We start from the raw sequence: 20,720 nt of genomic DNA, 5'->3' as shown, positions 1-20,720 counted from the left end.
CTTATTTTAAAAATTAAAAAATTTATATAAAGCTAAATTTACTAATTAAACTATCCTCTTAATATACTTATATACTTTTATTTCATATTTTGCAATTATTTTGTAAAAAGCTAGATAGTCTTATATTTATAACGAACTATGACAGAGATAAACTAAGCATTTCATATAGAATTAAGTTAGAAAGGTAAATTATAAATAGGGGGAAATAAAAATGTCTAAATTTAAATTTTCAGTTGGACCATGGAATGTACATGATGGAGCAGATTCTTATGGACCTGCAACAAGAAATGAAGTTGATTTTGAAGAGAAAGTTAAAAAATTTGCAGAGATAGGATTTAGTGCAATTCAATTTCATGATGATGATGCAGTACCTAATATGAATGAATTAAGTGAAGAAGAAATAAAAATAGAAGCAAGAAAAGTAAAATCTATTTTAGATAAATATAATTTAGTTGCAGAATTTGTTGCACCAAGATTGTGGATGGACTCTCATACAATTGATGGAGGATTTATGTCAACTTGTAAGGAAGATAGAGAGTTTGCCATGTGGAGAGCATATCGTTCTATTGATATAGCAAATGAATTAGGTTGCGACAAAGTTGTATTGTGGCTGGCAAGAGAAGGAACACTTTGTGCAGAAAGTAAAAGCCCAGTATGGGCAACTAATCAATTAATAAATGCTATAAATAAAATGCTTGAATATGATGAAAAAATAAAAATTTTAATTGAACCAAAGCCAAATGAGCCCATAGATAGAAGTATATGTGGAACCATTGGACATGTTATGGGAGTATCTGCAGCAACAATTAATCCATCTAGAGTAGGTGGTTTGCTTGAATCAGCCCATGCCATACTAGCAGGATTAGATCCTTCTCATGAAATAGGATTTGGACTTGCCATGGGAAAACTTTGGGGAGTACATTTAAATGACCAAAATGGAATTAAATTTGACCAAGATAAAACTTTTGGTGTGGAAAATCTTAGACAAGCATTCAATCAAATAAAAGTATTAATGGAAAATAACTATGGTTCAAATGGTGAATATATAGGTCTGGATGTTAAAGCTATGAGAACAACAAATAATGAAGATAGATATAAGCATTTGGAAAATAGTTTAAAAATAGCAAAAGCATTAGAAGAAAAAGTCCTAAGATTTGATTATAATTTCCAACGAAAATGTGTTGAAAATAGAGATTTTGAAGGTCTAGAAATGTACGTTATGAACCTTCTAATGGGGATTGAGTAGATAATATGTTGAAAAATAATAAAAAAGTAATGGTAGCAGGCCATATTTGTTTGGATATTACTCCAGTTTTCCCATCAAATCCCCAAAAAGAGCTTAAAGATATATTAATACCAGGTAAGTTAGCTAATGTGGATAAAGCAGATGTTCATACAGGAGGGGCTGTTGCTAATACTGGATTAGCAATGAAAATTTTAGGAGCAGATGTAAAGTTAGTTGGTAAAATAGGAGAAGACTATTTCGGTCAATTAATTATGAATATACTAGATAAATATAATGTATCAGATAAAATGATTTCTTCGCCAAACACTAGTACATCCTACTCCATAGTTATTTCGCCACCAGGAGTAGATAGAATTTTTTTACATAATTCAGGAGCAAATGACGATTTTGTAGCTAATGATATAAGTGAAGATATGTTAGAGGATGTATCCTTATTTCACTTTGGATATCCTCCTTTGATGAAGAGCATTTATAAAAATCAAGGAGAAGAATTACTAAAGATATTCAAAAATATGAAAGCGTATAATATAGCTACTTCTCTAGACATGGCATCCATAGACCCTTTATCAGAAGCAGGAAGTGTGGATTGGAATTCTATACTGGAAAGAGTACTTCCTTATGTGGATTTCTTTCTTCCAAGTGTGGAGGAATTAGCATTTATGATTGATAAAGAAAAATTTAATGAATGGGTTATAAAGGCCAATGGAAAAGATATTACGAGTATTATATCTATTAATGATGTTAAGCCTTTAGCAGATAAACTTATAAATATGGGTGCAAAAGTTGTATTAATAAAATGTGGAGCGCCAGGAATTTATTATAAAACAGGAGATAAAGATAAATTATCTTCAATAAGTTTAAATATAAAATTAAATTTAGGTTCATGGTCAAATAGAGAAGGGTTTGAAAAAAGTTATGAGCCAGGCAAAGTAGTATCAGCCACAGGTGCTGGAGATACAAGCATAGCATCTTTCATTACAGCCATGTTAAGAGGATATTCATTTGATAAATGCATGCAGTTATCTGTAGCCACAGGTGCATTTTGTGTAAGTACCTATGATGCCTTAAGTGGAATTAAACCACTAGATGAACTTGAAGAGATTATAAATAGAGGATGGAAAAAGCAAGACTTAATAAGAGAAAGGGATTAAATATGTTAGTAAATCTTAATGAAGTTTTATTACCAGCAAAAAATAATAAATATGCTGTTGGATTATTTAATGCAGTAAATTTAGAACTTGCTAGGGGGATTATACAAGCAGCGGAAGAAACTGGTTCACCAGTTATTATGGGAACGGCAGAAGTATTGCTACCTTATGGGCCATTGGAAGAATTATCTTATTTTCTTGTGCCTATGGCTAAAAAAGCAAGAGTACCAGTAGTTATTCATTATGATCATGGTTTAACCTTTGAAAAATGTATTAAAGCTCTTGAACTAGGATTTTCATCTGTTATGTATGATTGTTCAATTGATACTTATGAAGAAAATATGAGAAAAGTAAAAGAACTTACATATATTGCACATCAATTTGGTGCAACTGTAGAAGCTGAATTAGGTCATGTGGGTGATAATGAGTATTCTACAGAAGGCGATTCATTATTGGTTAATCCAGAAGATTTTTACACTGACCCACTGCAGGCAAAAGAATATGTAGAAGAAACAAAAATAGATGCTTTAGCCATTGCTGTAGGCACTGCTCATGGCGCTTATAAGTTTAAGCCAAAACTGGATTTTAAAAGAATTTCAACTATTGCAAATACAATTGACGTACCTTTAGTGCTTCACGGAGGATCTGGTTTGTCAGATGAGGATTTCAAAAAATCAATAAAAAGAGGAATAAGTAAGATAAATATTTTTACAGATATAAATGAAGCTGCAGCTATTGGCGCTAAGCAAGCATTTGTTCATGGAAAAAAATGTGTAACAGATATGATACCTTATGAAATTGAAACTATAAAACAATCTGTTATTAATAAAATGAAACTATTTAATTCTATTGGAAAGATATATTAAGGAGGCCATAGATATGAAAAAAGTTTTAAATTATGGAATGGTAGGTGGAGGACCAGACGGATTCATTGGTGATGCACATAGGCGTGCCATCAACTTAGATGGGAAAGCTAAAATTGTTGCAGGATGTTTTTCTAGAACAAAAGAAAAAAATGAACTTATGGGTAAAGAGCTGGGGATTTGTGAAGATAGATGTTATGAAAGTGCATTGGATATGGCCCAAAGCGAATCCAACAAAGAAGATGGCATTGATTTTGTTGTTATAGTTACACCAAATAACTCACACTATGAAATATGCAAAGCTTTTTTAGAAGCTGGAATTAATGTATCTTGTGATAAACCAGTAACGGTGACATCAAAAGAAGCTATGGAATTAGAATCATTGGCAAAAGAAAAGAATTTATTATTTATGGTTACTTATACTTATATGGGTCATGTGACAGCAAAACATATAAAAGAAATAATAAAAAGTGGAGAAATTGGGGAAGTAAGAACTGTTATGGCTGAATACCCTCAAGGTTGGCTTGCTCATGAAAATGATTGTGGTGGAAAGCAAGGAGAGTGGAGATGTGATCCACAACAATCAGGTAATGTTAACTGTTTGGGTGATTTAGGCACTCACGTTGAAAATGCAGTAGCTACTATGACAGGACTTAAGATAAAAAAAGTGTTAGCAAAAATGGATACAGTGGTTCCTGGACGTAAATTAGATGATAACGATATGGTTCTAGTTGAATATGAAAATGGTGCAACAGGAATGTATTGGACTTCTCAAATTGCCATAGGTCATGACAATGGTTTAAGAATACGTATATATGGTAGCAAAGGTAGTGTTCAATGGTTTCAGGAAACGCCAGAAAAAGTAATAATAATTAAAGAAGACGGAAGTATTAATGAAGTTCATAGAGGATATAGGGTTATTGGTGAAAGTGTGTCTAAGTATGAAAGACTTCCAAGCGGTCATTCAGAAGGATGGCTTGAAGCTATGGCAAATTTATATTTAAGTTTTATGGAGTGTATTAAAGCCAAAAAAGATAATACTTTTGATGAATGCATGATTGACTATCCAACAATTACTGATGGATTTGAAGGTGTTTTATTTGTTGAAGCATGCCTGAAAAGTAGTGAGAATGGGAATGTATGGATTGATTTGAAAAATTTGAAATGATTTTTTAGAGGGAATTAATTAGGAAAAGATCAGTTACATTATACAGTACAATGGGATAGGTTAAATACTGGTAGATAAGAATATAAAGTATCAAGATAAAGAGCTCATATTTTATGAGCTCTTTATCTTATTTAATAGAAGTGATTTTTATTGAATTTAGAGTATTTGAAGAACTTACAATGGTTTCTCCTTTAATTTCCATATCGTAATTGCATAGTGGATTTTTACAAATTAAATAAATTAAAAATTCATAGCAATTCTCAAGAGATCTGCTTTTATTATTATTTTTTTTCAAATCTTCAAGTTTAAAGTCATATGAATATGTATGATTGCATTTAGGACACTTAATATTACAATTATGATTTATGGTATTTTTATAATTCAAAGAATACACCTCCAATTAATTTAAATAGTTTTATTTATTATTTACATAAAAACAATAAAATAAGCTAAATATTATCTGAAATCAAATCTTAATAATATACAAATTGAAAGAAAAACAATAGAATGGATTATAATTGATATATAATAATATTGATTTGAAGATGAAAAAAAGGGGGATATAATGATGGATATTTTTATAATAGAAGATGATAAGGCTCTAAGTAGAGAAATTAGCTTAACTTTGGGTAAGTGGGGATACAGTGCTTGTGAGGTAAATGATTTTGAAAATATAACAGATGAGGTATTACAATGTAACCCAAAATTAATTTTAATGGATGTTAACTTACCTTGTTATGATGGATTTTATTGGTGTTCACAAATTAGAAATTTTATGAAAGTACCAATAATATTTATTTCCTCTAGAGATAATGATATGGATATAATTATGTCTATAAATATGGGTGGAGATGACTATATTACTAAACCTTTTTCACCACAAATTTTAGTTGCCAAAATTCAAGCCATACTTAGAAGAACTTACTCTTATAATAATGATTTAAAAAGTGAAATAATTAAATTTAAAGATATTACACTGAACATAGTTGATGGCAATATATATTTTAAAGATGAAAATACTGAGCTTACTAAAAATGAGTTAAAAATTATGAAAATATTAATGGAAAACCAAGAAAAAATAGTAAGTAGAGATGAAATAATAGAAGAACTTTGGGATACAGATGAATTTATAAGTGAGAATACTTTAACAGTAAATGTTAATAGGTTGAGAAAGAAGCTAGATTCAATAGGGCTGAATGATTTTATAGAAACTAAAAAAGGGCAAGGATATATAATAAAATGAGTTTGCGAAAGTATTTAAAAGAAGTAAAGATATTTTTGATTTTAATTATTTTTATAATGTTAATAGTTGATGTTACTGTGCTTCTAGATCCTAATTTAAGTAAGAGTATTGACACTTTAATTTATATTAATATTTTATCAATTTTATCTGTTGTTATTTTCATATTTATTGGATATGGAAATTATAAGAAAAAAAATAAAAAATTTATAAATTCAATACATAATATAAGAGAAGAACATGATGATTTGAAAAGTGATTATATTTATAAAAATGTAAAATATTTAATTGAAGAGAATGAGAAAGAAGTAGATAGTTTAAGAAATGAATTAGAAGATATAAATGATTACATGACAAGCTGGATTCATGAAGTTAAAATTCCTATTTCAGTTCTCCAAATAATAGGAAAAAGAGTAAATGAAATTGATGATAGTAGGGAATTATCTAAGCGAATTAATAGTGAAGTTAGTCGTATAGATAAATTAGTGGAACAAGCAATGTATTCAAGTAGAGCAGGAAACTATAATTCAGACTTCATAATAAATGAAGTAAACTTGGAGCAAGTAGTAAAAGAAGTAATAAAGAAAAATAAATATCAATTTATATATAACAAAATTGATTTGAATGTTAATCAATTAAATAAAACTGTTCTTACTGATAAAAAATGGATTACTCATATAATTGAACTAATAATAGATAATGCAATCAAGTATAGTCAGATGGGTGGAAAAATAGAAATTTATTTGAAGGAAAATAAAAAAGGATGCGAGCTTCATATAAAAGACCATGGTATGGGAATTGTACCTCAAGATATAGAAAGAATATTTGACAAAGGATTTACTGGACAAAACGGAAGAAAAAAAACAAAATCAACAGGTATGGGACTTTATATATCAAAGAAAATCTTAAATAAATTAAGTCATGATATAAACGTAATATCAACACCAAATGAATTTTGTGATGTATATATTACCTTCTACAACTTATCAGATTACTTCAATGTGACATAAATGACACATATTATCTCCAAAGTGTTAGGTTAAGAGATGGAAGTAAATATCTGAAACTTATAAAATATAAGTATAATAAATATTAGAAATTTGGAGGGTAATATGTTAAAAACTATTAATTTGAAAAAAGATATTAAAAATAATAAAAATACATTTAAGATTTTAAAAGATATTAATTTAGAAGTAAAAGAAGGAGAATTTTTGTCTGTAATGGGACCTTCTGGAGCAGGAAAAACTACTTTGCTAAATATATTATCAACAGTAGATAAACCTACATCAGGAAATGTATATTATGAAAATAAAGATATAAGTAAAATGAACAATAAAGAGCTGTCTAAATTTAGAAGAGATAATATTGGTTTTATTTTTCAAGACTATAACTTATTAGATAGCATGAGTGTGGAGGATAATATAGCCCTACCTCTTGTAATTGGTAATGAAAAACAAAGTAAAATAAAAGAAGAAGTTGTGAGACTTGCTAAATTTTTTGGAATAGAAGCTCATCTTAAAAAATATCCTTATGAATTATCTGGAGGACAAAAACAAAGAGCAGCAGCAGCTAGAGCGCTTATAACATCACCAAAGATAATTTTTGCTGATGAGCCAACAGGAGCACTAGATTCAAAATCATCATCAGAGCTATTAAACTGTTTAAAAGATATGAATGAAAAATTTAATGTAACAGTTATTATGGTTACACACGATCCATTTAGTGCAAGTTATTCTAAAAAGGTTATCTTTATGAAGGATGGAAAACTAAATGCTAGAATAGATAGTTCGGGAAATAGAAAAGAATTCTACAATAGTATAATGAATTTGCTTACTTCCATGGGAGGTGAAGTAAATGAACTTCTTTAAACTTTCTTTTATGAACTTAAAGCAGAATTTGAAAAACTATGGAATGTACATATTTTCTATGGTATTTTCTATTGTAGTATTTTATAACTTTATAACATTGATGTTTAGTGAACAATTTAGACAGATACAAGATTTAAATATAATATCATCTTTAGCAGGTGTTTGTGCATTAGTATTGTGTTTATTCTTTGTATTTTTTATTTCTTACTCAAGTAGTTTTTTTATAGAACAGAGAAAAAAAGAATTTGGGATTTACACTTTTATGGGTGTGGAAAATAATAAAATAGCTTTATTGTTTGCTGGGGAAGGATTATTAACAGGTATAATAGCTTTAGTTGGCGGTATTATTGGGGGAATTTTAACTAATAAATTATTTTTAATGGCATTAGCTAAAATTTCTAAAGTAAACACAGTGATGAAGTTTGAAATTTCAAAAGAGGCAATTTTAATAACTAGTTTAATATTTTTATGTATATTAGTCTGTGTATTTATTAAAGAATATATAGTTTTAGTCAAAACAGATATAACAAAACTTATTAATGCAACAAATATATATCAAACTGATAATAGTAAAAATAAAACATTACAAGGCATCTTAGGATTAATGGTAATAGTTTTAGCTTATGTTGTTATTTTGTATTATAACAAATATAACATATCATTCCCAATTGCCATATTTCTTACAGTAATTATGGTTATAATAGGAACAATGCTATTGTTTAAAGGGTTTTTTACTTTTTTAGTTTCAAAATTAATTAATAATAAAAATTTCTTATATAAAAAAACTAATATTTTAAGCTACAATAATATAATTTTTAGAATAAGAGATAATAATAAAGTTTTAGGTCAAATTGCAGTATTAATAACTTGTTGCTTGACTTGTGTAATAGTATCTATTGCTACTAGAACTGTTTTTACTGAAGGTAAAGAATCTGAATATCCATATAGCATAATGTATGAAGGAAATTTAGATAATAAGGTTGTTTCAGAAGCTTTAAACAAAAGTGATGAGAAGGTTGATTTTAAACTACAGACTGAGATTATGCATATAGATATTACTGAAAACGGTAAAAAAGAATCACCGTTTATGTTTGCAGGTAATATGGATTTTATAAAATATTCAGATATAAAAAAATTGTGTGAGTATAGAGATATGGATAATGAGAATAAATTTTTAAAGACACAGTTAAATGACAATGAAGCCATATTAATAATTCCTAAAAATTTAATAAATGCTTTTGACTTTAAAGTGGATTTTGATTTAGCAAATAGAAATATTAAAATAGTTGACTACTATGCAATGAATTTATTTGGATTTTTTAGAGGAAATCTTCCTTCGGTTGTTGTAAATGATAGTACATTCAATTCCTTAAAAAAAGACTTAAATAAAGATACAGAAAATATATCTTGTATCACCTTAAAACATTTTGAAAATAGTGCCAATATAGCTAAAGATATAAAGAAAAATAGTAATATAAAACCTTATAGTGTAGATAATTTCAATGAAGATAGTTATAACTTTATAAACGCAATTTATTTTATAGGCCTATTTATGTCACTGGTATTTATAATATCTGTAGGAAGTATTATGTATTTTAAATGTATTTCGGATGCAAGCAAAGATAAGCCTAGATTTGATACATTGAGAAAAATAGGAACAAATCAAGAATATATTAATAAATCTATTTATAAACAGGTTGGAATATTTTTCTTATTCCCCGCTATAGTAGCTATTATCCATAGCACAGTAGCTAGTTATGCAGTAACAAATTTGTTTAACCAAGATGGAAGGTTTTCTACTATAATAACAACTATTGTTTTCTCAGTAATTTATCTAGTTTACTACTTATTAACTTCAAAAAAATATATATCTTTAACCAAATAATAAATTAAGTCAGAAGAGAAATCTTCTGGCTTTTATTGTATATAAAGTAACCTACTAGTGTATTATCATATTAGACTCTATTGTAAGAATATATTAATAATAGTAAAATAAAAATACTTATTAAAAAATTTAAGGAGAGAAAGTTATGTCTGAGGAAAATAAGTTCATATATTGCTCAAAATGTGGGAAAAAAAGTTCAAAAAATGCTAAGTTTTGTACAAACTGTGGAAATAAATTAATAACAATAGAGGATAATGTAAAAAATGCTACTGAAAATATTAAAGACACTATAAAAAATAATGAAACATATAGAAGTTTTACAGATAGTAATTATGATGAAAATTATAAAGCAGATTTTGATAATATAGATATGGTTAACTTTATACAAAAGAAAGAAGAATACTATATACCTAAATTTAAGGAAATCCAAGAACTCTATAAATCTACTAGTTGGAACTGGGCCGCATTTTTCTTTAATTCATGGTGGTTTTTATATAGAAAAATGTATACTATAGGTTTTGGACTTATTATAGCAGATATATTAATTGGATCATTAATGCCATCTTTTTCATTAATTATAAGTATAGCAATAGCAGTTATTTCAGGGTTATACGGAAATATAGCTTACTTAAAGCACATACAAAAACAATTAAACTCTTTCATAAACATGGGAGACGAAATAAAACAAAGATTAATATTAAATAAAGGTGGAGTTAATATAGCAATACCAATAATACTAGCCATAATAACTCTAGTTTTTTTATTATTGATAGGTACATTAGGAACATTTTTATTTATGTTCTCTTCTCCATACTATTATTAGAATTATAAAATTCAACAATAATTAAGATACATAAATATTATATTTATGTGTCTTTTTTTATTTATATAGTATTATTTATTGTATTTGGAACGAAAAAGGTTAATAATCTAATCATTATTGAAACCTTGTGTTACAATTTAATTAAGTTATTTAAATTTCATAGATAGACTAATCAATAAATAATAATAGAAATATATATAATATTTATTATTTTTGATAACTCCACACATAAATCACATATTTATGTGCGAGCCCAATTTAGGAGGAAATTTATGAATAAAAAAATTAATGTTAAAAGACTAGTTCAGACTAGTTTATTAGTTGCATTACAAATTATATTAACTAGATTCTGCTCTATACAAACACCTATAGTTAGAATAGGATTTGGTTTTGTACCAGTGGCTATAATTGCTACTATGTATGGGCCAATATGGGCAGGTGTGGCAAATGGGATCGCTGATATTATAGGAGTTGTACTATTTCCAACAGGAGCATTTTTCCCAGGATTCACACTTACTGCAATATTGGCAGGGGTAGTATATGGAGTATTTTTACATAATAAGCCAGTTACATGGACAAGAATAATAGGAGCTGTTTTAGTTATAGACATAATTTTAAATTTAGGTCTAGATACTTATTGGCTGTCTATTTTAATGGGTAAAGGATTTATAGGATTATTGCCAACACGTTTACTTAAAGAAGCTATTATGATACCGTTAAAAATTATAACAATAGGAGTTGTATGGAAAAAATTCATAGTGAAATTACCTAAATTTTCACAAGCTATATAAGAAAAACTTATATGTAGCAGATTTAACCACTGCGAATTTAGAAAAGAAATAATGGTTGTTCAGCAATTCATACTAAAACTATAAGGGCTAAAGTTGGGGAAAGTCTATTGATTTTTACTAAGTAACTTTAATGTACGATAAAAGTGCTTATAACTTTTATAAGCACTTTTGTATATTTATCACACAATTTTAAATTGTCGAAAAAATCGGAAAAAACATATAAGAAAATGAACAAAAACAGTTGAAAAATATTATGAACTCACATACAATAATTTTAGAATTAAATAAATCCAAGTGAGATTTACGAGAGACATTTTTACCTAGGTAAAAAGGCCGAAGAAGCAATCTGAAAATCGCCATTAAATTTTCAGAGAAACTTTCAGGCAAGAATATCGTAAATTGATGGAACTCTGGAAAGACTTTGCTCATTAAGAGTGAAAGTCACCGAAGAAGAAAATGAGATTATCTCACTAAAACTTTCAGGTAAATGAACAGAGGATATGTGGCTACTATTTATAGTGTCTGCATATCCTCTTTTTTACGTATATATATAAAATGTGATGGGGGAGTAGGAGAATGATAGAATGTATGGAGCTAAAAAGAACTAAATTATTTTCTACACATGAAAAATTAAATGCAAAAATGTTTGAATTTGTAGGATGGGAAATGCCATTAGAGTATACAAGTGCAACTAAAGAACATGACTATGTAAGAAGAAGTGCCGGGCTATTTGATGTTTCTCATATGGGAGAAGTTGAAGTTAAGGGTAAAGACGCATTTAATTTTATACAGTATTTAATTACAAATGACATTACAAACCTGAAAGCAGAAGAAATTATATACTCACCAATGTGCTACGAAAATGGAATGACAGTAGATGATATGTTAGTTTATATGGTAAGTGAAGAAAACTATTTACTAGTAATCAATGCTGGTAATATAGATAAAGACTATGAATGGATTACAAAACAAAGTGAAAAATTTGACGTAAATATAAATAACATATCTAGTAATATTTCTCAATTGGCAATACAAGGTCCAAAAGCTGAAGATATATTATCTAAGTTAGTAAATATAAATTTAAGTGATATAGAGTTTTACAAATTTAAAAATAATGTAGAGGTTTGTGGAGAAAAATGTATAGTTTCAAGAACGGGTTATACTGGAGAAGATGGATTTGAAATATACTGTGACGAAAATGTAGTAGATAAAATATGGAATGATATTTTGGAAGTGGGAAAAGAAAATATAACACCAGTAGGTCTTGGAGCTAGGGATACTTTAAGAGCGGAAGTAAACTTACCTCTTTATGGTAATGAATTAAGTGAAAAAATATCTCCTATAGAAGTAGGTTTAGGAATATTTGTTAAACTAAATAAAGAAAATTTTATAGGAAAAGAAGCTTTAATTAGTTTAAAATCACAAAAAATACAAAGAAAATTAGTTGCTTTTGAAATGCAAGGAAAAGGAATGATAAGAAGTGGTTATGAAATAGAAGTAGATGGTAGTGTTATAGGATTTGTTACTACAGGGCTTAAATCACCAACTTTAGATAAATTTATAGGAATGGCAATAATAGATAGTAATCATGCCAAAATTGGAAGTGAAATAGGAGTAAGAGTAAGAAAAAAACTTGTAAGTGCAGTAATAGTAAAGAAACCTTTTTATAAAAAACAATATAAAAAATCAGAAATAGTAAAAGAAGAATATAAGCAATATTCATATATACCAGCAACTCATGAAGATGAAGAAAAAATGCTTAAAGCATGCAAAGTAAATTCAATAGACGATTTATTCTCAGACATACCAGATAGTTTAAAATTAAAAAGAGATTTACAGTTAGAAGAATCAAAATCAGAATTAGAAGTTAGTCAAATAGTAAAAAGCATAGCAGATAAAAATATAAGTACAGAAGAATTAACTTGTTTTTTAGGAGCAGGTGCTTATGATCATTATATACCTTCAATAATAAAACATATTACATCAAGAAGTGAATTTAACACAGCATATACACCATACCAAGCAGAAATAAGTCAAGGAACATTACAAAGTATATTTGAATTCCAATCAATGATAGCAGAAATAACAAAAATGGATATAGCAAATGCATCTATGTATGATGGTGCTACAGCGGCAGTGGAAGGGTGTTTATTAGCAGTTTCTAAAACTAGACGTAAAAAAGTAGTAGTAGGAAAAACTGTTCATCCAGAAACAAGAAAAGTATTAAAAACTTATTTACAATTTAATAATTGTGAAGTTGTGGAAGTTGATTATGATAGGGAGTCAGGTATGACGGATTTAAATAGATTGAATGAAGTAGTAGACGAGGATACTGCTTGCGTACTACTTCAAAACCCTAACTTTTTTGGTGTTATAGAAGACGTGGATGAAGTCGGGCAAATAGCTCATGACAAAAAAGCAATGTACGTATTAAGTGTAAATCCAATAACTTTAAGTGTACTAAAATCTCCAGGAGAGGTGGGGGCAGATGTGGCTGTTGGAGATGCACAACCTTTAGGCAATGCATTGAACTATGGTGGACCATATGTGGGATTTTTAGCTATAAAGTCAGGTTTAATCAGAAAAATGCCTGGTAGGGTAGTGGGTCAAACAGTAGATAGAGATGGAAATAGATGTTACTGTTTAACTCTTCAAACTAGAGAACAGCATGTTAGACGAGAAAAAGCAACTTCAAATATATGCTCAAACCAAGGTTTATGTGCTTTGAATTCAGCAATTTATATGGCAACTATGGGAAAAAAGGGTTATGAAGAAGTGGCAATGCAAAATATGCAAAAATCACATTATGCAGTTAAAAAAATAAGTGAAGGTGAAAAATTCCAACCATTATTTAAAGGAAGATTTTTTAATGAATTTGTGGTTAAATCACCAATTGAAGTAGATGAGCTAAATAAAAAATTATTAGAAAATAACATACTTGGAGGATATGATTTAGGCAAAGATTATCCAGAATTAGCAGGTTGTACTATGATTTGTGTAACAGAAAAAAGAAGTGTGGACGAAATAGATAAATTAATGAGAATTATGGAGGGAATGTAAAATGAAAGAATATAATAGCTTATTAATTGAAAGTTCTAAAGAAGGAAGAAAAGCTTATTCCCTTCCAAAACTAGACGTAGAATTATCAAAACTAGATGAAATGCTAGATCATAATATGATAAAGAAAACTGACTTAGAATTACCTGAATTAAGTGAATTAGATGTAGTAAGACATTACACTTTATTATCAAATAAGAATTTTGGTGTTGATACAGGATTTTACCCTCTAGGATCTTGTACTATGAAATATAATCCAAAAATAAACGAAGACATGGCTTCACTTAGTAAATTTACTAATATGCATCCTTATCAATCAATTGAAACGTCACAAGGATCTTTAGAATTAATGTACAATTTATCAGAAATGTTATGTGAAATAACAGGTATGGATGAGGTAACTTTACAGCCTTCTGCAGGAGCGCATGGAGAATATACAGGACTTATGATGATAAGAAAATACCATGAAAGTAGAGGCGATTTAAAAAGAACTAAGGTTATAGTACCAGACTCTGCTCATGGAACAAATCCTGCCAGTGCAAATATGGCTGGGTTTGATATTATTGAAGTTGAATCAACTAAAAATGGAGCAGTTGATATAAATAAATTAAAAGAAGTATTAAATGATGAAGTAGCAGCATTAATGTTAACTAATCCAAGCACTCTAGGATTGTTTGAAAGAAATATAGAAGAAATAGCAAATCTAGTTCATGAAGCTGGAGGACTTTTATATTACGACGGAGCAAATACAAACGCAATTATGGGAATAACTAGAGCAGGAGACATGGGATTTGATGTAGTTCACTTGAATCTACACAAAACATTTGCGGCACCTCATGGTGGTGGAGGACCTGGAAGTGGTCCAGTAGGAGTAAAAAAAGATTTAATTCCTTATTTACCAGTGCCAGTAATAGAAAAAGTAGATGATAAATATATATTAAATTATGATAAAAAAGACTCTATAGGAAAAATTAAAAACTACTATGGTAATTTTTCAGTAATGGTTAGATCTTTTGCATACATCTTAACTATGGGTAAAGATGGACTTAAAAAAGCAAGCCAAATGGCTGTTTTAAATGCAAATTATTTAAAAGAAAATTTGAAAGAGGAATATGATTTACCAATAGATGAAGTTTGTAAACATGAATTTGTACTCAGAGGACCTCATGGAGAATACAATACAATGGACATTGCAAAAAGAATGTTAGATTATGGCTATCATCCACCAACAGTTTACTTCCCATTAATAATTAGAGAAGCAATGATGATAGAACCAACTGAAACAGAAAGCTTGGAGACTTTAGATAAATTTATAGAAGCTATGAAATCCATAGCAAAAGAAGGAAGAGAAAATCCAGAACTATTGACTTCAGCTCCTCATAACACTATTATTAGTAGAGTTGATGATGCAAGAGCAGTGAAAAAACCTATATTAACTTGGAAGAATAGATAAAAAATTAATATACCTAAAAAATGCCTAAGTAGTTATATAATTATATATTTCTTAGGTGTTTTTTATTATATATAGTAAAAAATGAAAATATATTGTAGGATAAGAATGTTTAAATGACGTACTATCATCAGCTATGATAAAAGAAATATAAGAAAAAAGTAGCTATTACACAACAATTTTGCTTGTGCAAGAGCTACTTTTTATTAGTTATTATTTATCTCATGATAGTATAAGCCATATAAGCTACGTACACTATAAGGAATATGATTCCCTCTGATTTTACAAGTGAATCATCTTTTTTCATAAAGAAGTATAAAAGAACAGTTGTAGCCACCATAAATATTATATCTATAAAGGCAAACATACTTATAGTTATAGGACTTATAGTAGTAGCCAACCCTAAAACAAATAGTATATTAAATATGTTAGACCCTATAATATTTCCTATTGCTATTTCTGTTTCGCCCTTTTTTATTGCAACTACTGATGTTACAAACTCTGGTAAAGATGTACCAATAGCAACTATGGTTAATCCAACTAAGTTAGCACTCATTCCGAAAGATGTTGCTATTTCAGTAGCAGAATTGACAACCATATCTCCACCTAATACTATTCCAACTACTCCAATTATACTTAATAATATAGTTTTTGGTATAGATGATTCCTTAGTAACTTCCACATCCATGGTTGTTGCAGCTTCCTTGGCAGTTTCCTGGCTACTTCTCTTAGCAGATTTTACTGTATCAATTAAGAAATATATAAATACTGCTAGTAGTATTAACCCTTCTATTCTACTAATATTTAAATTTAATCCAAATAGTAATAGTAAAGCACTAACTAACAATAAAAAAGGTGCATCTTTTTTTATTGTACCTTTTTGAACCGGTAGTTTAGAGATTATTGATGAAACACCAAGGACTACAAGTATGTTAAAAAAGTTTGATCCAACAACATTAGCTACACTCATATCATTTTGGCCAGCTAGTGACGATGTAATACTTACAGCTGCTTCTGGAGCACTTGTTCCCATGGCAACAATTGTAAGTCCTATAACCATAGAAGGAACATTAAATTTTTTTGCAATAGATGATGACCCTTCCACAAATAAATCAGCTCCTTTTATAAGGAAAAAGAAACCTATAATTAAAAGTAAAAATGACATTTTAATTCCTCCGAGTTTTATTAAAATATTTTTGACGATATTATAGGATAACACGAAAACCAAATATTTACAAATGATCTTGAGACAATCATACTAATGATAATATGTATATGTACTGCATGAATTTGGTTAATCTTTAAAACCAAACAATAGATTTTAGTTTTTATTAAAAATAATAAAACAAGCTATCTATGAAAATAAATAGCTTATTTTATTCTAAATCTTTCACTTTTAGGATTACAAATAATTGAATTATCAAAGTATATTCTGTGAACTTTATTCATCCCTTTAGGATAAGTATATATTCTACATTTCTGCAAAAAATTATTCCTACTAATTATAATAACTTAAATACATTTGTAAAAATGGAAATAATTAACTAATATAATAGTATGTGGGAAAATATTTTTATTATAATTTATTATAAGGAGAAAAATTATGGAGAAAGAACATATTTTAGTAGTAGAAGACGATGCTGATATAAATAATCTCATTTCTAAAACACTTCAAAAACAACACTATAGAGTGACTCAAGCCTTTTCTGGAAGTGAAGCTCATCTTCGTTTGTCGATGGATGAGTTTCATTTAGTAATGTTAGATTTAATGTTACCAGGGATTACAGGAGAAGAATTAATAAAAATAACTAGACAAAAGCAAGACATGCCTATTATAGTTATTTCAGCAAAAACTTCATTGGAAGACAAAGTTAATATATTGGATTTAGGCGCTGATGATTATTTGACTAAGCCATTTGAACTAGAAGAAATATTAGCTCGAGTAAATTCTCAGCTAAGAAGATATAGAAAATTTGGTAATACGTTTAATTATAATTTGGAAAATGAAGATGAATATAAATTTAAAGAACTAATATTAAATGAACAGTCTAGAACAGTTAAGATTAGAAATGAAAATATTTCTTTGACTAATCATGAGTTTGATATTTTATATATTTTAATAAAAAATCCAGATAAGGTTTATTCAAGAGAAGCCTTATACGAATTAGTATGGAAAAATGGTTATTATGGAGAAGACAATTCTGTAAATGTGCATGTGAGTAATATAAGAAAGAAAATAAAAGAAGTAGAAAAAGAAGAGGAATACATAAAAACAGTTTGGGGTATAGGATTTAAATTAAATAATAATTAATAATCTTTAAACTTTCTTTAAACTTTCTTGAATATTTATTAAAGATATTTTTGTATTATTATAAATATAAAGTTAATTAAAACTTAAAAAAATTAAAAAAGTTAAGGGAGATTAAGGATGAAATCAGTTATAAGAACACATAAATTGTGTAAAAAATATGGTAAAGATTTAGCATTATCAAATATAAGTATTACTGTGAATCAAGGAGATATTTATGGTTTAGTAGGGAATAATGGTGCTGGTAAAAGTACATTGCTTAGAATTTTAACAGGCCAAGGAGTAGCCAGTAGCGGTCAATTTGAATTATTTGAAAAATCATCAAAAGAAGAATTAAATAATGCTAGATGCAGAACAGGAACAATAATAGAATCGCCAAGTTTTTATGAAAAATTAACAGTAGAGCAAAATATGGAGTACTATAGAATTCAAAGGGGAATACCTGGTAAGGACAAAATAGATAAAGTTTTAGAAGAAGTGAATTTATTAGATGCTAGGAAAAAGAAATTTAAAGATCTATCCCTTGGTATGAAGCAAAGACTGGGATTAGCATTGGCAATGATGACAGAACCAGAATTATTGTTGTTGGATGAACCTATAAATGGGCTAGATCCATCAGGTATTATAGAAATAAGAAATTTAATTTTAAAACTTAATAAAGAAAAGAACATAACAATTTTAATATCAAGCCATATATTATCTGAATTATCAAATGTTGCAACTTGTTATGGATTTTTAAATAAAGGACATTTAGTAGAAGAATTATCAGCAAAAGAGCTTGAGGAAAAATGCAAAACTTACTTAGAAATTAAGGTGAGTAATCCTAAAAAAATGTCAGCATTGTTAGAAGAAGAGCTAGGTTATAAGGATTACAAAGTGTTGCCAGAAGATAGAATACAAATATTTGAAGGAATTGATAATCCGGGCAAAATAAGTAGTTTAGCTATTTCTAATAGCATAGGATTATTAGCTATGGAAGAAAAATATTTAGATCTTGAAAATTATTATATGTCTTTAATAGGGGGTATTCAACATGCTTAATTATATTAAAAGTGAATTTTATCGTAATTTACATTCTAAGGGAAATTATATATATTTATTTGGGTGTATGTCATTCGTTATATTTTTAAATGGTGTCCTTGCAGTTTTTGCAAATAATACACCAAACTTTGCTTATGCAGGCACTTGGTTTTCTTTTTCATCATTATATTCAAGTATGGGAATACCACTAATTTTATGTCTATTTATGGTAGGGGTAGTATTTGGACAAGAGCACAAAAGTCATACTTTAAAAAACTCTATTTCTTATGGCATATCAAGAAGTGAAATTTATTTTGGTAAATTTATAGTTTTGTTAGTTATAGCTTTAATTAATTTAGTTTTAATTAGTTCTGTTTATATTGTAAGTGGTTTAATATTACTTGAGAATAGTGGAGACATTTATTTAAATGAGCTAATAAGGGCTTTAATAGCTTGTGCACCATTATTATTAATTAGTGCTACTGTTGCCCATTGTTTTTATTTTATATTTGAAAACGAAACAGCAGTTGTAATGTGTTGGGTTTCTATTATGATCATAATACCAAAAATATTAGAGTTATTGGGAGCTAGAATTGAAATATTAAGAAAAGTAGCGCAGTTCATGCCATGGAATATAGTCAAAGATATTACACAAGGAAGTGGAGATCATAAATTTATATTCTTTTGGAGCAGTCAACAAGGATTAATAAATTGTTTTATAGTAGGTATTATTGGAACAATAGTATTTTATTTATTGGGAATGAAATTATTTGAAAAAGTTGAAATAAAATAATAATAAAAGAGGTGTGCAGATTATGGTATTTATGGTTATAGTTTTATTTTTTACAAGTGTGTATTTGTCTGCACGCTTTTTTTTGCTCTCCAACAATATGAGAGAAGCAAAAGAGAATTTAAAAGAAATCAGTAAAGATATAGAAAGAAATAGAAGACTTACTTTGTCTTCTCCAAATAAGGATATGGAAAACTTATTAGTGGAAATAAATAATTATTTAGAAATAACTCAAATGGAAAAAATTAAAAATGTACGGAGAGAGCAAGAATTACGAAAAGAAATAGAAAACATATCTCATGATTTAAGAACTCCATTAACATCCATATTAGGATATATAGATTTAATGAAGGATGAGGAAATAAGTAATGAAGAAAAATATGAATATATTTCAATAGTAGAGAAAAAATCTAGAGCATTAAAAAATTTGATTCAAAATTTTTATGATTTATCTAGGCTAGAAACTGATGAATATAAGATAGAAATAAAAAATATAGACATACATAAAGAGTTAATGGAGCAATTATTGATTTTTTATAATGATTTTGATAAAAAAAATATAGATGTGGAATTGAACCTTGGTGATAAGGAAATAATAATTCAAGGTGACTTAAAAATTATAGAAAGAATTTTTATAAACCTAATTCAAAATGCAGCTAAGTATACAAAAGATACTTTTAAAGTATGTATAAAAGAATCAAAAGATAATGTTGATATAATTTTTAGTAATAATGTGGAAAATTTAGAAGAAATTCCTGTAGAAAAACTATTCAACCGCTTTTATATGAAAGATGAATCAAGAAATAATCAAAGTTCTGGATTAGGGCTTACCATAACTAAGCTCTTAGTCGAAAAGATAAATGGTAGTATAAAAGCAGAAATAAATGATAACTTTATACATTTTATAATTACTTTTAAACATGATTATAAAAATGAATAAATTAAAAAAATAAGGGAAATACCTAATTATATACTATATATTTAAATAAAATTAACTATATTGAAATTTTAACACAAATAAATAAACCTTAGCTGTATCAAAAATTATGTATTCATCATATAG

Annotated in this window: 18 protein-coding genes and 1 riboswitch; of the genes, 16 read left to right on the top strand and 2 right to left on the bottom strand. The window is 27.9% G+C overall.

What is annotated here, in order from left to right:
• Window positions 1-211: 211 nt before the first annotated feature.
• From JW646_RS06195 to JW646_RS06180, 4 genes are read left to right on the top strand one after another with little or no spacing between them, the layout of a single operon-like run.
• The gene (locus JW646_RS06195; protein ID WP_228416940.1) at window positions 212-1,246 is read left to right on the top strand and encodes a TIM barrel protein; all 1,035 of its coding nucleotides are present in this window, start codon (window positions 212-214) and stop codon (window positions 1,244-1,246) included.
• A gap of 5 nt (window positions 1,247-1,251) precedes the next feature.
• The gene (locus JW646_RS06190; RefSeq protein WP_228416939.1) at window positions 1,252-2,397 is read left to right on the top strand and encodes a carbohydrate kinase family protein; all 1,146 of its coding nucleotides are present in this window, start codon (window positions 1,252-1,254) and stop codon (window positions 2,395-2,397) included.
• Complete coding sequence (locus JW646_RS06185) at window positions 2,361-3,260, top strand: class II fructose-bisphosphate aldolase (protein WP_331478070.1); 900 nt, start codon at window positions 2,361-2,363, stop codon at window positions 3,258-3,260. The genes JW646_RS06190 and JW646_RS06185 overlap by 37 nt, the downstream gene beginning before the upstream one ends.
• Window positions 3,261-3,273: 13 nt before the next feature.
• Window positions 3,274-4,425: a Gfo/Idh/MocA family protein gene (locus JW646_RS06180; RefSeq protein WP_228416938.1), complete on the top strand. Its 1,152-nt coding sequence runs from the start codon at window positions 3,274-3,276 to the stop codon at window positions 4,423-4,425.
• Between the two features lie 127 nt (window positions 4,426-4,552).
• Here JW646_RS06180 and JW646_RS06175 read toward each other — a convergent pair whose 3' ends face one another.
• On the bottom strand, window positions 4,553-4,810 hold the full coding sequence (locus JW646_RS06175) for a hypothetical protein (RefSeq protein ID WP_074919335.1): 258 nt from the start codon (window positions 4,808-4,810) through the stop codon (window positions 4,553-4,555).
• Window positions 4,811-4,990: 180 nt separating this feature from the next.
• Here JW646_RS06175 and JW646_RS06170 point away from each other — a divergent pair, with 180 nt between their 5' ends.
• The 8 genes from JW646_RS06170 (at window position 4,991) to gcvPB (ending at window position 15,542) form a co-directional block, all read left to right on the top strand.
• Window positions 4,991-5,668 carry a response regulator transcription factor gene (locus JW646_RS06170; RefSeq protein ID WP_074919333.1) on the top strand — a complete coding sequence of 226 codons (678 nt, stop codon included), beginning with the start codon at window positions 4,991-4,993 and terminating at the stop codon, window positions 5,666-5,668.
• Window positions 5,669-5,724: 56 nt separating this feature from the next.
• Window positions 5,725-6,675: a sensor histidine kinase gene (locus JW646_RS06165; protein WP_228416937.1), complete on the top strand. Its 951-nt coding sequence runs from the start codon at window positions 5,725-5,727 to the stop codon at window positions 6,673-6,675.
• A 102-nt stretch (window positions 6,676-6,777) separates the two neighbouring features.
• On the top strand, window positions 6,778-7,533 hold the full coding sequence (locus JW646_RS06160; RefSeq protein ID WP_228416936.1) for an ABC transporter ATP-binding protein: 756 nt from the start codon (window positions 6,778-6,780) through the stop codon (window positions 7,531-7,533).
• On the top strand, window positions 7,520-9,418 hold the full coding sequence (locus JW646_RS06155; protein WP_228416935.1) for an ABC transporter permease: 1,899 nt from the start codon (window positions 7,520-7,522) through the stop codon (window positions 9,416-9,418). Before JW646_RS06160 ends, JW646_RS06155 begins: the two co-directional genes overlap by 14 nt.
• Window positions 9,419-9,563: 145 nt before the next feature.
• Window positions 9,564-10,241 (top strand): DUF2628 domain-containing protein, encoded by a 678-nt coding sequence (locus JW646_RS06150; RefSeq protein ID WP_228416934.1) that lies wholly within the window; start codon window positions 9,564-9,566, stop codon window positions 10,239-10,241.
• A gap of 272 nt (window positions 10,242-10,513) precedes the next feature.
• Window positions 10,514-11,032 (top strand): folate family ECF transporter S component, encoded by a 519-nt coding sequence (locus tag JW646_RS06145; RefSeq protein WP_083399399.1) that lies wholly within the window; start codon window positions 10,514-10,516, stop codon window positions 11,030-11,032.
• Window positions 11,033-11,326: 294 nt separating this feature from the next.
• A riboswitch (glycine riboswitch) is annotated at window positions 11,327-11,437 on the top strand.
• A gap of 171 nt (window positions 11,438-11,608) precedes the next feature.
• A complete protein-coding gene (gene gcvPA, locus JW646_RS20225; RefSeq protein WP_331478069.1) occupies window positions 11,609-14,092 on the top strand; it encodes an aminomethyl-transferring glycine dehydrogenase subunit GcvPA in 2,484 nt (827 codons plus the stop codon).
• Between the two features lies 1 nt (window position 14,093).
• The gene (gene gcvPB / locus JW646_RS06130) at window positions 14,094-15,542 is read left to right on the top strand and encodes an aminomethyl-transferring glycine dehydrogenase subunit GcvPB (RefSeq protein ID WP_228416933.1); all 1,449 of its coding nucleotides are present in this window, start codon (window positions 14,094-14,096) and stop codon (window positions 15,540-15,542) included.
• Between the two features lie 214 nt (window positions 15,543-15,756).
• Here gcvPB and JW646_RS06125 read toward each other — a convergent pair whose 3' ends face one another.
• Entirely contained in the window at window positions 15,757-16,704 is a 948-nt protein-coding gene (locus JW646_RS06125; RefSeq protein WP_228416932.1) for a calcium/sodium antiporter, read from the bottom strand.
• A gap of 438 nt (window positions 16,705-17,142) precedes the next feature.
• On the opposite strand from JW646_RS06125, the gene JW646_RS06120 reads away from it, so the two are divergent.
• From JW646_RS06120 to JW646_RS06105, 4 genes are all read left to right on the top strand, one after another.
• Entirely contained in the window at window positions 17,143-17,850 is a 708-nt protein-coding gene (locus JW646_RS06120) for a response regulator transcription factor (protein WP_228416931.1), read from the top strand.
• A 117-nt stretch (window positions 17,851-17,967) separates the two neighbouring features.
• Window positions 17,968-18,888 carry an ABC transporter ATP-binding protein gene (locus JW646_RS06115; protein WP_228416930.1) on the top strand — a complete coding sequence of 307 codons (921 nt, stop codon included), beginning with the start codon at window positions 17,968-17,970 and terminating at the stop codon, window positions 18,886-18,888.
• A complete protein-coding gene (locus JW646_RS06110) occupies window positions 18,881-19,660 on the top strand; it encodes an ABC transporter permease (RefSeq protein WP_228416929.1) in 780 nt (259 codons plus the stop codon). The genes JW646_RS06115 and JW646_RS06110 overlap by 8 nt, the downstream gene beginning before the upstream one ends.
• Window positions 19,661-19,757: 97 nt before the next feature.
• Entirely contained in the window at window positions 19,758-20,597 is an 840-nt protein-coding gene (locus JW646_RS06105; RefSeq protein ID WP_228416928.1) for a sensor histidine kinase, read from the top strand.
• Window positions 20,598-20,720 lie beyond the last annotated feature (123 nt).

The sequence above is a fragment of the Terrisporobacter hibernicus genome, from assembly GCF_020809405.1.
In the GTDB taxonomy this organism is placed as follows: domain Bacteria; phylum Bacillota; class Clostridia; order Peptostreptococcales; family Peptostreptococcaceae; genus Terrisporobacter; species Terrisporobacter petrolearius.
The sequence above is the reverse complement of the archived record's forward strand: the minus strand, read 5'-3'. Positions and strand labels throughout refer to the sequence as shown.

Coding starts and splice junctions, on each gene's coding strand:
- JW646_RS06195 (WP_228416940.1), top strand. CDS start 212: ATGTCTAAATTTAAATTTTCAGTTGGACCATGGAATGTACATGATGGA.
- JW646_RS06190 (WP_228416939.1), top strand. CDS start 1,252: ATGTTGAAAAATAATAAAAAAGTAATGGTAGCAGGCCATATTTGTTTG.
- JW646_RS06185 (WP_331478070.1), top strand. CDS start 2,361: ATGGAAAAAGCAAGACTTAATAAGAGAAAGGGATTAAATATGTTAGTA.
- JW646_RS06180 (WP_228416938.1), top strand. CDS start 3,274: ATGAAAAAAGTTTTAAATTATGGAATGGTAGGTGGAGGACCAGACGGA.
- JW646_RS06170 (WP_074919333.1), top strand. CDS start 4,991: ATGATGGATATTTTTATAATAGAAGATGATAAGGCTCTAAGTAGAGAA.
- JW646_RS06165 (WP_228416937.1), top strand. CDS start 5,725: ATGTTAATAGTTGATGTTACTGTGCTTCTAGATCCTAATTTAAGTAAG.
- JW646_RS06160 (WP_228416936.1), top strand. CDS start 6,778: ATGTTAAAAACTATTAATTTGAAAAAAGATATTAAAAATAATAAAAAT.
- JW646_RS06155 (WP_228416935.1), top strand. CDS start 7,520: ATGAACTTCTTTAAACTTTCTTTTATGAACTTAAAGCAGAATTTGAAA.
- JW646_RS06150 (WP_228416934.1), top strand. CDS start 9,564: ATGTCTGAGGAAAATAAGTTCATATATTGCTCAAAATGTGGGAAAAAA.
- JW646_RS06145 (WP_083399399.1), top strand. CDS start 10,514: ATGAATAAAAAAATTAATGTTAAAAGACTAGTTCAGACTAGTTTATTA.
- gcvPA (WP_331478069.1), top strand. CDS start 11,609: ATGATAGAATGTATGGAGCTAAAAAGAACTAAATTATTTTCTACACAT.
- gcvPB (WP_228416933.1), top strand. CDS start 14,094: ATGAAAGAATATAATAGCTTATTAATTGAAAGTTCTAAAGAAGGAAGA.
- JW646_RS06125 (WP_228416932.1), bottom strand. CDS start 16,704: ATGTCATTTTTACTTTTAATTATAGGTTTCTTTTTCCTTATAAAAGGA.
- JW646_RS06120 (WP_228416931.1), top strand. CDS start 17,143: ATGGAGAAAGAACATATTTTAGTAGTAGAAGACGATGCTGATATAAAT.
- JW646_RS06115 (WP_228416930.1), top strand. CDS start 17,968: ATGAAATCAGTTATAAGAACACATAAATTGTGTAAAAAATATGGTAAA.
- JW646_RS06110 (WP_228416929.1), top strand. CDS start 18,881: ATGCTTAATTATATTAAAAGTGAATTTTATCGTAATTTACATTCTAAG.
- JW646_RS06105 (WP_228416928.1), top strand. CDS start 19,758: ATGAGAGAAGCAAAAGAGAATTTAAAAGAAATCAGTAAAGATATAGAA.